General features: G+C 54.0%; 13 protein-coding genes. 11 read left to right on the top strand and 2 right to left on the bottom strand.

Annotated features, from left to right (window positions below; genetic code table 11):
* Positions 1 to 35: 35 nt before the first annotated feature.
* A complete protein-coding gene (locus KCR01S_RS14620) occupies positions 36 to 242 on the top strand; it encodes a YbfA family protein (protein WP_061283424.1) in 207 nt (68 codons plus the stop codon).
* Between the two features lie 170 nt (positions 243 to 412).
* A complete protein-coding gene (phrB, locus tag KCR01S_RS14615; protein WP_061283423.1) occupies positions 413 to 1,834 on the top strand; it encodes a deoxyribodipyrimidine photo-lyase in 1,422 nt (473 codons plus the stop codon).
* A gap of 70 nt (positions 1,835 to 1,904) precedes the next feature.
* On the opposite strand, the gene dtpD is transcribed toward phrB, so the two are convergent.
* A complete protein-coding gene (dtpD, locus tag KCR01S_RS14610) occupies positions 1,905 to 3,386 on the bottom strand; it encodes a dipeptide permease DtpD (protein WP_061283422.1) in 1,482 nt (493 codons plus the stop codon).
* 281 nt (positions 3,387 to 3,667) lie between these two features.
* Between dtpD and KCR01S_RS14605 the strand changes: the two genes are divergently transcribed.
* The 6 genes from KCR01S_RS14605 (at position 3,668) to nei (ending at position 8,689) form a co-directional block, all read left to right on the top strand.
* The gene (locus KCR01S_RS14605) at positions 3,668 to 4,411 is read left to right on the top strand and encodes a type 2 GTP cyclohydrolase I (protein ID WP_061283421.1); all 744 of its coding nucleotides are present in this window, start codon (positions 3,668 to 3,670) and stop codon (positions 4,409 to 4,411) included.
* 15 nt (positions 4,412 to 4,426) lie between these two features.
* Positions 4,427 to 5,083, top strand: coding sequence for a 5-oxoprolinase subunit PxpB (gene pxpB, locus KCR01S_RS14600; protein WP_061283420.1), 657 nt, complete (start codon positions 4,427 to 4,429; stop codon positions 5,081 to 5,083).
* Positions 5,077 to 6,009, top strand: coding sequence for a 5-oxoprolinase subunit PxpC (pxpC, locus tag KCR01S_RS14595; protein WP_061283419.1), 933 nt, complete (start codon positions 5,077 to 5,079; stop codon positions 6,007 to 6,009). Before pxpB ends, pxpC begins: the two co-directional genes overlap by 7 nt.
* The gene (gene pxpA, locus KCR01S_RS14590) at positions 5,999 to 6,733 is read left to right on the top strand and encodes a 5-oxoprolinase subunit PxpA (RefSeq protein ID WP_061283418.1); all 735 of its coding nucleotides are present in this window, start codon (positions 5,999 to 6,001) and stop codon (positions 6,731 to 6,733) included. The genes pxpC and pxpA overlap by 11 nt, the downstream gene beginning before the upstream one ends.
* Before the next feature lie 217 nt (positions 6,734 to 6,950).
* Positions 6,951 to 7,820 (top strand): DUF1266 domain-containing protein, encoded by an 870-nt coding sequence (locus tag KCR01S_RS14585; protein WP_167348830.1) that lies wholly within the window; start codon positions 6,951 to 6,953, stop codon positions 7,818 to 7,820.
* 77 nt (positions 7,821 to 7,897) lie between these two features.
* Positions 7,898 to 8,689: an endonuclease VIII gene (nei, locus tag KCR01S_RS14580; RefSeq protein WP_061283416.1), complete on the top strand. Its 792-nt coding sequence runs from the start codon at positions 7,898 to 7,900 to the stop codon at positions 8,687 to 8,689.
* A gap of 76 nt (positions 8,690 to 8,765) precedes the next feature.
* On the opposite strand, the gene KCR01S_RS14575 is transcribed toward nei, so the two are convergent.
* A complete protein-coding gene (locus KCR01S_RS14575; RefSeq protein ID WP_061283415.1) occupies positions 8,766 to 10,049 on the bottom strand; it encodes a citrate synthase in 1,284 nt (427 codons plus the stop codon).
* A 637-nt stretch (positions 10,050 to 10,686) separates the two neighbouring features.
* Between KCR01S_RS14575 and sdhC the strand changes: the two genes are divergently transcribed.
* From sdhC to sdhA, 3 genes are read left to right on the top strand one after another with little or no spacing between them, the layout of a single operon-like run.
* Positions 10,687 to 11,091 (top strand): succinate dehydrogenase cytochrome b556 subunit, encoded by a 405-nt coding sequence (gene sdhC / locus KCR01S_RS14570; protein WP_052284856.1) that lies wholly within the window; start codon positions 10,687 to 10,689, stop codon positions 11,089 to 11,091.
* On the top strand, positions 11,085 to 11,432 hold the full coding sequence (gene sdhD, locus KCR01S_RS14565) for a succinate dehydrogenase membrane anchor subunit (protein WP_052284857.1): 348 nt from the start codon (positions 11,085 to 11,087) through the stop codon (positions 11,430 to 11,432). The genes sdhC and sdhD overlap by 7 nt, the downstream gene beginning before the upstream one ends.
* Positions 11,432 to 13,198: a succinate dehydrogenase flavoprotein subunit gene (sdhA, locus tag KCR01S_RS14560; protein WP_052284858.1), complete on the top strand. Its 1,767-nt coding sequence runs from the start codon at positions 11,432 to 11,434 to the stop codon at positions 13,196 to 13,198. The genes sdhD and sdhA overlap by 1 nt, the downstream gene beginning before the upstream one ends.
* Positions 13,199 to 13,205: the final 7 nt, after the last annotated feature.

The following is a 13,205-nucleotide window of genomic DNA, read 5'->3' as shown; positions in this document are numbered from 1 at the left end:
GGCGCACATTGCCGGCCAACTTAGGGGAGAGAAAAATGGAACTGTATAAAAAATATCCTGCACACATTGTATTGCTGCGCCGTACTTTCGCCGTGGTGGCGGGGATTGTTGCGCTGCCGGTGATGTTGTTCTGGAAAGATCGCGCCCGTTTTTACAGCTATCTGCACCGCGTCTGGTCTAAAACCAGCGACAAGCCGGTATGGATGGAGCAGGCTGAAGAAGCTGCCTGCGACTTCTATTAATCTGTAAATAATCGATCGAAACCGCGCCTGCGAAGGTGCGGTTTTTTTTCGTCTGTAGAATAGGCATTCTGCGCCGGAACTCAGACGCGTTGCGCCGACGGGCAGAGCGCGCGCGTCATGAATTATTTGGTGTACTATTGAATTCATTCACTAATGTATTCAGGAAATGTATGTCCACTCATCTGGTCTGGTTCCGCGCTGATTTACGTCTGCATGACAATCTTGCCCTTGCCGCCGCCTGTCGCGATACGAATGCCCAGGTGCTGGCGCTTTACATCGCCACTCCGCAGCAGTGGGCTGAACATCATATGGCCCCGCGCCAGGCGGCCTATATTGCCGCGCAGCTCAATGCTCTCCGCCAGGCGCTGGCCGAAAAGAATATCCCGCTGATTTTTCAGCAGGTGGATGATTTTGCCGCCAGCGTTGAGGCGGTAAAAATTGTTTGTCAGCAGCACGGCGTGACGCAGCTTTTTTACAACTATCAGTATGAATTCAACGAACGTCAGCGCGATGCGGCAGTGGAACGGGCGCTTACGGACACGGTTTGCCAGGGCTTTGACGATAGCGTCATCCTGCCGCCGGGTGCGGTGATGACCGGTAACCACGAGATGTATAAAGTGTTTACGCCGTATAAAAACGCCTGGCTGCGGCGGTTGCGCGAGCATCTGCCGGAGTGCGTTCGCGCCCCTGCGCCGAGAAACGCGCCACCGGTGGACGACCTGTCCGCGATGACCTTTGATTATCCGCAGCAGCCGTTTGATAAGGCGTTATTTCCCGCCGATGAAAACGCGGCGATTGCGCAGTTACGGCAGTTTTGCCAGCAGTCGGCGGCAGAGTATGAATCGCAACGTGATTTCCCGGCCATAGAAGGGACCAGCCGGTTATCCGCATGTCTTGCCGTGGGGGTATTGTCGCCGCGTCAGTGTTTGCACCGTCTGCTGGCTGAGCAGCCTGCCGCGCTTGATGGCGGAGCGGGCAGCGTTTGGCTTAATGAACTGATCTGGCGCGAATTTTACCGCCATCTGATGACCTATTACCCTCGCTTGTGCAAGCATCGCCCGTTTATTGACTGGACCGATAACGTCCACTGGCGCGAGGCGCCGGACGAACTAAAGGCCTGGCAAGAGGGGAAAACCGGCTATCCGATAGTTGATGCCGCGATGCGCCAGCTCAACGCAACCGGTTGGATGCACAACCGCCTGCGGATGATTGTCGCCAGCTTCCTGGTAAAGGATTTACTTATCGATTGGCGGGCGGGGGAGCGTTACTTTATGTCACAGCTGGTGGACGGTTGTCTGGCGGCTAATAATGGCGGCTGGCAGTGGGCGGCATCCACCGGCACCGACGCCGCACCGTATTTCCGCATCTTTAATCCGACCACTCAAGGTGAGCGCTTTGATAAAAGCGGTGAATTTATTCGCCACTGGCTGCCGGAGCTGAAATCGGTGCCGGATAAAGCGATCCATCAGCCCTGGACCTGGGCTGAAAAGCAGGGCGTAACGTTGGACTATCCGCAGCCGGTTGTCGACCACGCTCAGGCGCGGGTGGCCACGCTGGCGGCTTATGAAACGGCGAAAAAGTCAGGTGGCTGATAAACCACTCGCAAGCAATCGCGGGCGGTAGAAAGAAGCGAGGCCTGAATTATCAGACCTCGTGGTGGCATTAAGCCTCAGCGGCCAACCGGCGGCTGCGAACTTTCAGCGAATGGTACAGCCAGATAACCAATACGGCGGCGACGCAGGCGACGGAGCCCCAGGTGATTTGGCTAAACACCTCGATGTAAGCGTTGATGGAGTAATCCACCGCACCTGCGGCATCGAAGGAGGCCTGCGACGTCTGGTCAGCAATAAGACCGGCAACGTAGTTCGCCACTGCCCCCGAGAGCAGCATGTAGATACCGGTCAGTACGCCGGTCACGCCCGGGATCTGAATCCGGGTGATTTGCGACATCGCTACCGGGTCAATAAACAGTTCGGCAAAGCCCATCACCGACAGCCCCAGCAGCATCAGCGGCATTGATGAGTGACCGTAGGTCGCGGACCAGCGGGCGCTCAGCGTCAGGATACAGAAGCCAGCGCTCATCAGGCCGAGGCCCAACGCATATTTACCCCAAATCCGCAGGTCGCGGTTGCGGGTTACCTGTTCTTTAATCAACCACGCCAGCACCACGCCGCAGGCCATGACGGCAAAGGCGTTCACCGACTGGAACATGGCGGTTGGTACTTCATAGCCCAATACGTTGCGATTGACGAAACGGTCAATATACAGGCTGATAGAGCTACCGCCCTGCTGAGCGAAAGCCCAGAACAGCAGGCTGAAGAAGGTCAGCACCATAATCAGGCGCAGATCTTTACGCTGCTCAGCGGTTTCCGCACGACGGTAAATTCTTGCCAGCACCACCAAACCGATAATTGAGGCGACAATTAGCGCGTAAACCGACCACTCCTGCCAGAACAACACGGTGATAAACAGCGGTGCAACCACCAGCAGTGCCAGCAGCCAGCCCCAGTTTGGCATCAGGAATCGCGTTGCACACAGCACCTCTTTGTTCACCCCGCGGGTGTGGGCAAAGTGGCGACGGCCGCTAATGAAGATCACCAGACCGGCCAGCATCCCGACGGCGGCGAGGGTGAAGCCCATCGCCCAGCTGTATTGTTCCTGAGCAAAGCCGCAGGCAATTGGTGCGATGATCGACCCGACATTACCTGCGGCGTACATCAGCGAGAAACCGCCGTCACGACGCGGATCGGTCGGTTCATACAATTCACCCAGCAGGCAACTGACGTTAGATTTAAACAGACCGTAACCGCAGACGATAATGGCCAGCGATAAATACAGGAACATGGGGGCGATTTCACTGGCGCCCAGCACCATGTGCCCAATCACCATGAGCAGCGCACCCAGCATCACCGCCATGCGGTTGCCAAGAACTTTATCGGCCAGATAGCCGCCGAGAATAGGCGTGACGTAAACCAGCGAACAGTAGGCACTGAACAGCTCGTAAGCGTGAGTATCGTTATATTTGAGTTGGTTAGTGAGATACAGGATCAGCAGCGCGCGCATGCCATAGAAGCTGAAGTATTCCCAGATTTGCAGAGCGACGACGTAGTAAATCGCCTTCGGCTGCGAGTGTGATTTATTCATTGCACATCTGACCTCTAAACCTGGCACAGCCACGCTGCGTAAGGTTTTGTTTCTATACTGTAATCATACGATGAAAATCGTATTATCTTTGTAATATGCGGTATGGTTGCATAAATATACATTAACTGCGTCACATTAAAACAGTCAAATCGTATTGTTTAAGCACTTATTGCGCGTAATTACGCGGTGAGGCAGGGTGTGTGAGGAATTGCGTATCGACGCAGCGGCCGCAGGACGCTATTTTATTCTGTAGTACAGCATCAATGGCAAAGGGAGCGATGATGAAAAATACTGAGCTAGAACAACTGATTAATGAAAAACTCAACAGCGCCGCCTTTAGCGATTACGCGCCTAACGGCCTGCAGGTTGAAGGGCGTGAAACGGTGCAAAAAATTATCACCGGCGTCACTGCCAGCCAGGCGTTGATTGATGAGGCCATTCGCCAGCAGGCGGATGCAGTGATTGTTCATCACGGCTACTTTTGGAAAGGCGAATCACCGGTGATTCGCGGCATGAAACGCAACCGCCTGAAGGCGCTGCTGGCAAACGATATCAATCTTTATGGCTGGCACCTGCCGCTGGATGCGCACCCTGAGCTGGGAAATAACGCGCAGCTGGCGCAGCTTCTGGGCATCAACATTCAAGGGGAGATTGAAGCGCTGGTACCGTGGGGCGAGCTGTCGATGCCGGTTTCCGGTCTTGAGCTGGCATCATGGATTGAAGCTCGTCTGGGGCGAAAACCGCTGTGGAGCGGGGATACCGGGCCAGATAAAGTCGCGCGCGTCGCCTGGTGTACCGGCGGTGGCCAGGGCTTTATCGACAGCGCGGCGCGTTTTGGCGTCGATGCGTTTATTACCGGTGAAGTGTCGGAGCAGACAATTCATTCCGCCCGTGAGCAGGGGCTGCATTTTTATGCCGCGGGGCATCATGCCACCGAACGCGGCGGCATTCGCGCGCTGAGTGAATGGCTCAATGAGACAACCGATCTGGATGTCACCTTTGTCGATATCGCCAACCCGGCCTGAAAATGAGGGAATAAAGTGCAGCGAGCGCGTTGTTATTTATTAGGAGAAACGGCGGTAGTGCTGGAACTGGAACCGCCGGTGACGCTCACCAGTCAAAAACGCGTCTGGCGTTTAGCCCAGCGTGTGGCCCAGATGCCCGGCGTGGTCGATGCCATTCCGGGGATGAATAACATCACGGTCACCCTACGTGATCCGCAAACCCAAGCGCTGGATGCGATTGAGCGTTTGCAACGCTGGTGGGAAGAGAGCGAAGCGCTGGAGCCTGAATCACGGTGTATTGATATTCCGGTGGTGTACGGCGGTGACAGCGGCCCGGATCTGCCGGAAGTGGCGAGCATCAGCGGCCTGACGCCTAAACAGGTGGTTGAGCTGCATGCGTCCGTTGACTATGTGGTGTGGTTCCTCGGCTTTCAGCCGGGGTTCCCGTATCTCGGTGGGCTACCCTCTCAGCTGGCTATGCCGCGTCGGGCGGAGCCAAGAGTACAGGTACCGGCGGGATCGGTGGGCATTGGCGGTGTACAAACCGGGATTTATCCCCTGGCAACACCCGGCGGCTGGCAGTTGATCGGGCGTACGCCGCTGGCGCTGTTTTCGCCGAATCGCGAAGAGCCTATCTTGCTGCGCCCGGGTGATACGGTGCGTTTTGTTCCGCAAAAGGAGGGAATATGCTGACGGTGATGCGAGCGGGGATGTACACCACGGTACAAGATTGTGGACGCGATGGGCTTCGGCAGTCTGGCGTCAGCCGCTGTGGTGCAATGGATAAACCTGCACTCATGACGGCAAACCTGCTGGTGGGCAACGATGCCAATGCGGCGGCGCTGGAAATTACGCTCGGCATGGCGGCATTTCGCTTTGCTCGCGACGGCTGGTTTGCCTTAACGGGAGCCGGCTGTGAAGCCACTCTCGACGGCGAAGCGGTGTGGAGCGGCTGGCTACACTGGGCGAAGGCGGGGCAGACGCTCACGCTAAAGCGCCCGCAGCATGGCATTCGTAGCTATCTGGCGCTGGCGGGTGGCATTGACGTTCCTGCGGTAATGGGATCGCGTAGCACCGATCTCAATGTGGGGATCGGTGGGCTGGAAGGACGCCGTCTTCAGGATGGTGACGTCCTGCCGTTAGGGCAACCATCGCGAACCTTTAAAGAACCGCGCGGGGTTAAGCCGCTGCTGCCAAGCAACCATATTCGCGCGTTGCCGGGGCCGGAATACCACGAATTTGATGAAATTTCGCAGGAGAGCTTTTGGCGTTCGCCGTGGCACCTAAGCCCGCAGAGTAATCGCATGGGGTATCGCCTGAGCGGCCAGCCGTTGAAGCGAAGCGCGGGGCGTGAGCTACTCTCCCACGGTCTGGTTCCCGGCGTGGTACAGGTCCCACACAATGGTCAGCCGATTGTGCTGATGAACGATGCGCAGACCACCGGCGGTTACCCACGTATCGCCTGTATTATCGAGGCCGATATGTTCCAGCTAGCGCAGATCCCACTAGGGCAGCCGATTCACTTTATGCGCTGTAGCCTCGAAGAGGCGCTGAAAGCGCGTCACGATCAGCAGCGCTACCTGGAACAATTAGCATGGCGATTGGGCGATGATGATTGATCTTAATGCTGATGTGGGGGAGGGCTGTAACAGCGATGCGGAGCTGCTGACGCTGGTCTCCTCGGCCAATATTGCCTGCGGTTTTCATGCTGGCGATGCGCTAATGATGTTGGCATGCGTGCGCGAGTCGATAAAAAACGGCGTTGCCGTGGGCGCGCATCCGAGTTTCCCCGATCGGGATAACTTTGGCCGCACGGCGATGCAGCTACCGCCAGAAACGGTTTACGCCCAAACGCTGTATCAAGTGGGGGCGCTGGCGGCGATTGTGCAGGCCGAGGGCGGGCTTCTGCGTCACGTGAAGCCACACGGCATGCTGTACAACCAGGCGGCAACCGATTCCGTTCTGGCGGATGCGATCGCCAGGGCGGTGTTGGCTGTGAACCCAGCTTTAATTCTGGTTGGGCTGGCAGGCAGCGAACTGATCCGCGCGGGCGAACGTCTAGGGCTACCGACTCGGCAGGAGGTTTTTTCCGATCGCGGTTACCAGGCGAGTGGACAATTGGTGCCGCGCAGCCAGCCTGGTGCACTGATAGCAAATGAAGAACAAGCGCTGGCGCAAACGCTGGAGATGATTCAGCGTGGGCGGGTACGCAGCATTGAGGGTCAATGGACATCGGTCAATGCGCAAACGGTCTGTTTGCATGGTGACGGTGAACATGCGCTGGCCTTTGCGCGGCGTCTGCGTGCGGCGTTCGCCGCTCAGGGCATTATCGTTCAGGCATAATAACGCGAGAAGCAGAATCAATTAAGCTTCTCGCGTTATTCATTTTTTATATGTTTCGTGTCGGTATATATCTTTTAAATAGTTAATTTATTCCTATTTGAAATTGACGTAAAACTCTCCGCTGGCGTAGTCGAGCCGGTTGTGCTTACATTCGTTGAGTATGAATTGGCTGGCATGAGGTTAGCTGTTACTTCACATTAACCAGGGATGGATGTTTATGGTGCGTAAAATTGCGTGGCCAATTGTTATATTAATTATCGGTGGCATTGCACAGGCGCGATTCCATCTAATAAATAATCATTTTATATTTCATGTTCTCACGTGGGGACTCATGGCGTGGGCGGCGTTTTCTTTAGTCCTTCATGTGTGTGCGTCGTCCCGGAGTAAAGAACTCCACGAGTTTGTCATTGGTCAGCTTTATAATACTCAACCCTGCTATCCGCTGAAATCAGCCGGTGAACAACGTGCAGCCTGCGCAGAGTCACTCTTTCTGATTGGCGATACGGGCCGTTACCCAACCTCAATTAGCTACATCAATTCACTTGAACAACTGGATTTAACGAATCAGGAAGATATAAAAGAAGCGCGGCTGTTAATGAATACAGTGTGGGATATTGATAATGACCGCAAGCTACGCAAAGTCATTAGAAAATTGATAAATAATTCAATTGATTTTTCTCGCTTTTACCTTAACTCCGTGGCGGCGAAGGAACGATATATTGATTTTTTGCAGCAGCAGGGATTGCCGTTTCAAAATGTTGATACTTGCCCAATAACCGGTTTTGATCTGGTCAGAGCCTCATGGTTGACACGAATAGGGTTTTCAGTTGGTTATATTGATGAGCGTGAAGCAAGAGGGTTTCTTAATATCATTGGTGATCTTATTCAACAGCAGTTTTCTTCATGGGAACAGTTAACTGCTTCATATTTAATTATGTACCTGGAATGGAACGGTGCCTGGAAAGGGGCATTAGGCGTATTGAGGACGCCGTTTGTCGCCAAAAATCACTTCCAGGGCGCAAAGCTATTGCTGGAGGATAACAACTCACCATTTCGCACCTTTGAGTTTACGGTTTGTCGTACCTGATCGTGCATCATTACGCTTGCTAACCTCGGCTGAGGCGCTCAGGATAGTTGGCGTTTTGACTGATTAAGGACACGAGCATGCCTGAAGGCCCGGAAATTCGCCGCGCAGCGGACAGCCTGGAAGTGGCTATCAAAAACAAACCGCTCACCGACGTTTGGTTCGCTTTTCCCGAATTAAAAACCTATGCGTCTGCGCTTATTGGGCAACACGTCACCCAGGTTGAAACGCGTGGCAAAGCGCTGCTCACCCACTTTTCTGGGGGATTGACGTTGTATAGCCATAATCAGCTGTACGGCGTTTGGCGCGTGGTGAAGACCGGGGATACACCAGAGACCAGGCGAGTTCTGCGGGTAAAGCTCGAAACGGCGGATAACACGATCCTGTTGTATAGCGCATCGGATATCGAAATGCTGACGCCAGAACAGCTGAAGACGCATCCATTTTTACTGCGCGTGGGGCCTGACGTGCTCGATATGACGCTAACGCCACGAAAAGTTAAAGAGCGACTGCTGTCGACGAAGTTTTGTAACCGGCAGTTCTCCGGGCTGTTTTTGGATCAGGCATTTTTGGCCGGGCTTGGTAACTATTTACGCGTTGAGATCCTCTGGCAGGTTGGGCTTACCGGCGACCATAAAGCGTCACAACTAAGTGATGCGCAGCTCGATGCGCTGGCGCAGGCGCTGCTGGAGATCCCAAGGCTGTCCTATCACACGCGTGGGCAGGTGGATGACAATAAACACCACGGCGCACTGTTTCGCTTTAAGGTTTTCCATCGTGATGGCGAACCTTGTGAACGATGCGGCACACGCATTGAGCGGACCCTGCTTGCTTCGCGTCCGTTTTATTGGTGTCCTGGCTGCCAGCATTAAGTTGATGAGCCAGTTTGCCTGGCTCCGGCTATAAAAAAAGCGCCCGCAGGCGCTTTTTTTATTCTCAAACTCTCGCTTATTTCTTGAGGTCTGATTTGAAGTCACGCTGCTCGTAGCCGGTGTAAAGCTGACGAGGACGCGCAATTTTCATGCCGTCGGTGTGCATTTCATTCCAGTGCGCAATCCAGCCAATGGTACGCGCCATCGCGAAGATCACGGTGAACATGGTAGACGGAATGCCCATCGCTTTCAGGATGATACCGGAGTAGAAGTCGACGTTCGGGTACAGTTTCTTCTCGATAAAGTACGGATCGTTCAGCGCGATGTGCTCAAGCTCCATTGCCACTTCCAGCAGATCGTCTTTTGAACCCAGTTCACGCAGTACTTCATGGCAGGTTTCACGCATCACGGTGGCGCGCGGGTCGTAGTTCTTGTACACGCGGTGGCCAAAGCCCATCAGGCGGAAAGAATCATTCTTGTCTTTCGCACGGCGGACAAATTCAGGGATGTGCTTAACGGAGCTGATCTCTTCGAGCATCTTCAGTGCCGCTTCGTTGGCGCCGCCGTGTGCAGGCCCCCACAGTGAAGCGATGCCGGCCGCGATACAAGCGAATGGGTTAGCGCCGGAAGAACCCGCGGTGCGAACGGTCGAGGTTGATGCGTTCTGTTCGTGGTCAGCGTGCAGGATCAGAATACGGTCCATAGCGCGTTCCAGCACAGGGTTGACCACATACTCTTCACAAGGGGTGGCAAACATCATGCGCAGGAAGTTACCGGCATAGGAGAGGTCGTTACGTGGGTAGACGAACGGCTGACCGATAGAATATTTGTAACACATCGCTGCCATGGTTGGCATTTTTGACAGCAGACGGAAAGCGGCAATTTCACGATGACGTGGGTTATTCACGTCCAGCGAGTCGTGATAGAACGCCGCCAGTGCGCCGGTAATACCGCACATCACCGCCATTGGGTGAGAGTCGCGGCGGAACGCGTGGAACAGACGGGTAATCTGCTCGTGGATCATGGTGTGGCGAGTGACGGTAGTGGTGAACTCGTCGAATTCAGCCTGAGAAGGTTTTTCACCGTACAGCAGGATGTAGCAGACTTCGAGGTAGTTAGACTCGGTGGCGAGTTGGTCAATCGGGAAGCCACGGTGCAACAGGATCCCTTCATCACCATCAATAAAAGTGATTTTAGATTCACAAGATGCGGTGGAGGTAAAACCAGGGTCAAATGTAAAAATGCCTTTCGAACCAAGACTACGGATATCAATAACATCCTGACCGAGCGTACCTTTTAGCACATCAAGTTCAATAGCATTTTCACCGGTTACAGTGATTTTTGCCTTAGTATCAGCCATTTACGGTCTCCTTAGCGCCTTTTTGCTTAAGACTGCTGGATGCCGGATTTGCAATTCAAAACATATTTCGACGTTGCCTGTTTGTTATTTGGCTCACGGCTCTGTTGAAGAAATAAAGCAAGGGTACAGAGCAAAGGGCGCTTGACGGTGCACGTCTAATCTACAGTGAAACAACAGCAAATCAGGGTCTTAGCAATCCGATGATTCAAACCTGAACAACACTAATAACTGTCCTGATAGGTTAGGTCAACTCCATCACACTGTTACATAACTTATTATCAGGTGAAAGAGTGACCCCATAACTTTTGAGCATTATATGCTTTTACAGGTAATGGTTGTAACAATAATGTTTAATATTTGTCAAATCACGTGGTTAATTTTTAAAAAATTGTTTTAATCGTGAGCATGATCACTGTTCTGCATAAAACCGGACAAACTATATGTAGGTTAATTGTAATGATTTTGTGAACGGCCTATACTGCCGCCAGGTCTCCGGAATACCCTGCAATCCCGAGCCACCCAGCGTTGCAACGTGTCGTTTTAGCATCTGTGAGCAGATTTTTACATGACGCGAAGTTATAGAAAGGACGCTGCTTGACCCGCCTGCGGACCGGAGGAAGGAAATAATAAGAACAGCATGTGGGCGTTATTCATGATAAGAAATGTGAAAAAACAAAGACCTGTCAATCTGGATTTGACAACAATCCGGTTCCCTATAACAGCGATAGCGTCCATTCTCCATCGCGTATCCGGTGTGATCACGTTTGTGGCGGTCGGTATTCTGCTGTGGCTGCTGGGCACCAGTCTCTCTTCTCCGGAAGGCTTCCAAACCGCTTCATCCATCATGGGCAGCTTCTTCGCCAAATTCATCATGTGGGGCATCCTGACGGCGCTGGCGTATCACGCCGTGGTCGGTATCCGTCATGTGTTAATGGATTTCGGTTATCTGGAAGAAACCCTCGAAGCCGGTAAGCGCTCCGCGAAAATTTCTTTTGTTATTACTGTCGTGCTTTCAATTCTTGCAGGAGTCCTCGTATGGTAAGCAACGCCTCAGCATTAGGACGCAACGGCGTACATGACTTCATCCTGGTCCGCGCTACCGCCATCGTTCTGACGCTCTACATTATCTACATGGTTGGCTTCTTCGCGGTAACGGGGGACGTCACGTGGGAAGTCTGGAGTGGTTTCTTTGCCTCTGCGTTCACCAAAGTATTCACCTTGCTGGCCCTGTTCTCGATCTTGATTCATGCCTGGATTGGCATGTGGCAGGTGTTAACCGACTACGTTAAACCTCTGGCTCTGCGCCTGACGCTGCAACTGGTTATTGTTGTTGCGCTGCTGGTTTACGTTATCTATGGATTTGTTGTGGTGTGGGGTGTGTGATGAAACTGCCAGTCAGAGAATTTGATGCTGTTGTGATTGGTGCCGGTGGCGCAGGTATGCGCGCGGCGCTGCAAATTTCCCAAAGCGGCCAGAGCTGTGCGCTGCTGTCTAAAGTGTTCCCGACCCGTTCCCATACCGTGTCTGCGCAGGGTGGTATCACCGTCGCGCTCGGTAATACCCATGAAGATAACTGGGAATGGCACATGTACGACACCGTAAAAGGGTCGGACTACATCGGTGACCAGGACGCTATCGAATATATGTGTAAAACCGGTCCGGAAGCGATTCTGGAACTGGACCATATGGGCCTGCCATTCTCCCGTCTGGACAATGGCACCATCTATCAACGTCCGTTTGGCGGCCAGTCGAAGAACTTCGGCGGCGAGCAGGCGGCACGTACCGCAGCGGCAGCTGACCGTACCGGCCACGCGCTGTTGCACACCCTGTATCAGCAAAACCTGAAAAACCACACCACGATCTTCTCCGAGTGGTATGCGCTGGATCTGGTGAAAAACGCCGATGGCGCGGTCGTAGGTTGTACTGCGCTGTGTATCGAAACCGGCGAAGTGGTTTACTTCAAAGCCCGCGCAACCGTGCTGGCAACCGGCGGTGCTGGCCGTATTTATCAGTCCACTACCAACGCCCACATCAACACCGGTGACGGCGTAGGTATGGCTATCCGCGCTGGTGTGCCGGTGCAGGATATGGAAATGTGGCAGTTCCACCCAACCGGGATCGCCGGCGCGGGTGTTCTGGTAACAGAAGGCTGTCGTGGTGAAGGTGGCTACCTGCTGAACAAACACGGCGAACGCTTTATGGAGCGTTATGCCCCGAATGCGAAAGACCTGGCGGGCCGTGACGTGGTGGCGCGTTCCATCATGATCGAAATCCGTGAAGGCCGCGGTTGCGATGGCCCATGGGGCCCGCATGCGAAGCTGAAGCTTGACCACCTGGGTAAAGAAGTTCTCGAGTCCCGTCTGCCGGGTATCCTCGAACTTTCCCGCACCTTTGCGCACGTTGACCCAGTGAAAGAGCCAATTCCGGTTATCCCAACCTGCCACTACATGATGGGCGGTATTCCGACCAAAGTGAGCGGCCAGGCACTGACCGTGAACGAGCAGGGTGAAGACGTGGTGATTCCGGGGCTGTTCGCAGTGGGCGAAATCGCCTGCGTATCGGTACACGGTGCGAACCGTCTGGGCGGCAACTCGCTGCTGGATCTGGTGGTCTTCGGTCGTGCGGTGGGTCTGCATCTGCAGGAATCTATCGCTGAACAGGGCGTACTGCGTGACGCCACCGAAGAAGAAATTGACGCTTCTCTGGAACGTCTGAACCGCTGGAACGGTAACCGTGACGGCGAAGACCCGGTCGAAATTCGCAAAGCGCTGCAGGAATGTATGCAGCATAACTTCTCGGTATTCCGTGAAGGTGATGCGATGGCGAAAGGGCTTGAGCAGTTGAAAGCGATTCGCGAGCGTCTGAAAAATGCCCGTCTGGATGACACATCCAGCGAGTTCAACACCCAGCGCGTTGAGTGCCTGGAGCTGGATAACCTGATGGAAACTGCTTACGCCACCGCGGTGTCTGCGAACTTCCGTACCGAAAGCCGTGGCGCGCATAGTCGCTTCGACTTCCCGGACCGTGATGATGAAAACTGGCTGTGCCATTCCCTGTATCTGCCAGAGTCGGAATCCATGACGCGTCGTAGCGTCAATATGGAACCGAAACTGCGTCCGGCATTCCCGCCGAAGATTCGTACTTACTAATGCGGAG

The sequence above is a fragment of the Kluyvera cryocrescens NBRC 102467 genome (assembly GCF_001571285.1).
Classification (GTDB): domain Bacteria; phylum Pseudomonadota; class Gammaproteobacteria; order Enterobacterales; family Enterobacteriaceae; genus Kluyvera; species Kluyvera cryocrescens.
This window is presented reverse-complemented; position numbering and strand designations above follow the sequence as displayed.

Coding starts and splice junctions, on each gene's coding strand:
- sdhC (WP_052284856.1), top strand. CDS start 10,687: ATGTGGGCGTTATTCATGATAAGAAATGTGAAAAAACAAAGACCTGTC.
- phrB (WP_061283423.1), top strand. CDS start 413: ATGTCCACTCATCTGGTCTGGTTCCGCGCTGATTTACGTCTGCATGAC.
- sdhD (WP_052284857.1), top strand. CDS start 11,085: ATGGTAAGCAACGCCTCAGCATTAGGACGCAACGGCGTACATGACTTC.
- KCR01S_RS14620 (WP_061283424.1), top strand. CDS start 36: ATGGAACTGTATAAAAAATATCCTGCACACATTGTATTGCTGCGCCGT.
- KCR01S_RS14605 (WP_061283421.1), top strand. CDS start 3,668: ATGAAAAATACTGAGCTAGAACAACTGATTAATGAAAAACTCAACAGC.
- sdhA (WP_052284858.1), top strand. CDS start 11,432: ATGAAACTGCCAGTCAGAGAATTTGATGCTGTTGTGATTGGTGCCGGT.
- pxpA (WP_061283418.1), top strand. CDS start 5,999: ATGATGATTGATCTTAATGCTGATGTGGGGGAGGGCTGTAACAGCGAT.
- KCR01S_RS14585 (WP_167348830.1), top strand. CDS start 6,951: ATGGTGCGTAAAATTGCGTGGCCAATTGTTATATTAATTATCGGTGGC.
- dtpD (WP_061283422.1), bottom strand. CDS start 3,386: ATGAATAAATCACACTCGCAGCCGAAGGCGATTTACTACGTCGTCGCT.
- nei (WP_061283416.1), top strand. CDS start 7,898: ATGCCTGAAGGCCCGGAAATTCGCCGCGCAGCGGACAGCCTGGAAGTG.
- pxpC (WP_061283419.1), top strand. CDS start 5,077: ATGCTGACGGTGATGCGAGCGGGGATGTACACCACGGTACAAGATTGT.
- KCR01S_RS14575 (WP_061283415.1), bottom strand. CDS start 10,049: ATGGCTGATACTAAGGCAAAAATCACTGTAACCGGTGAAAATGCTATT.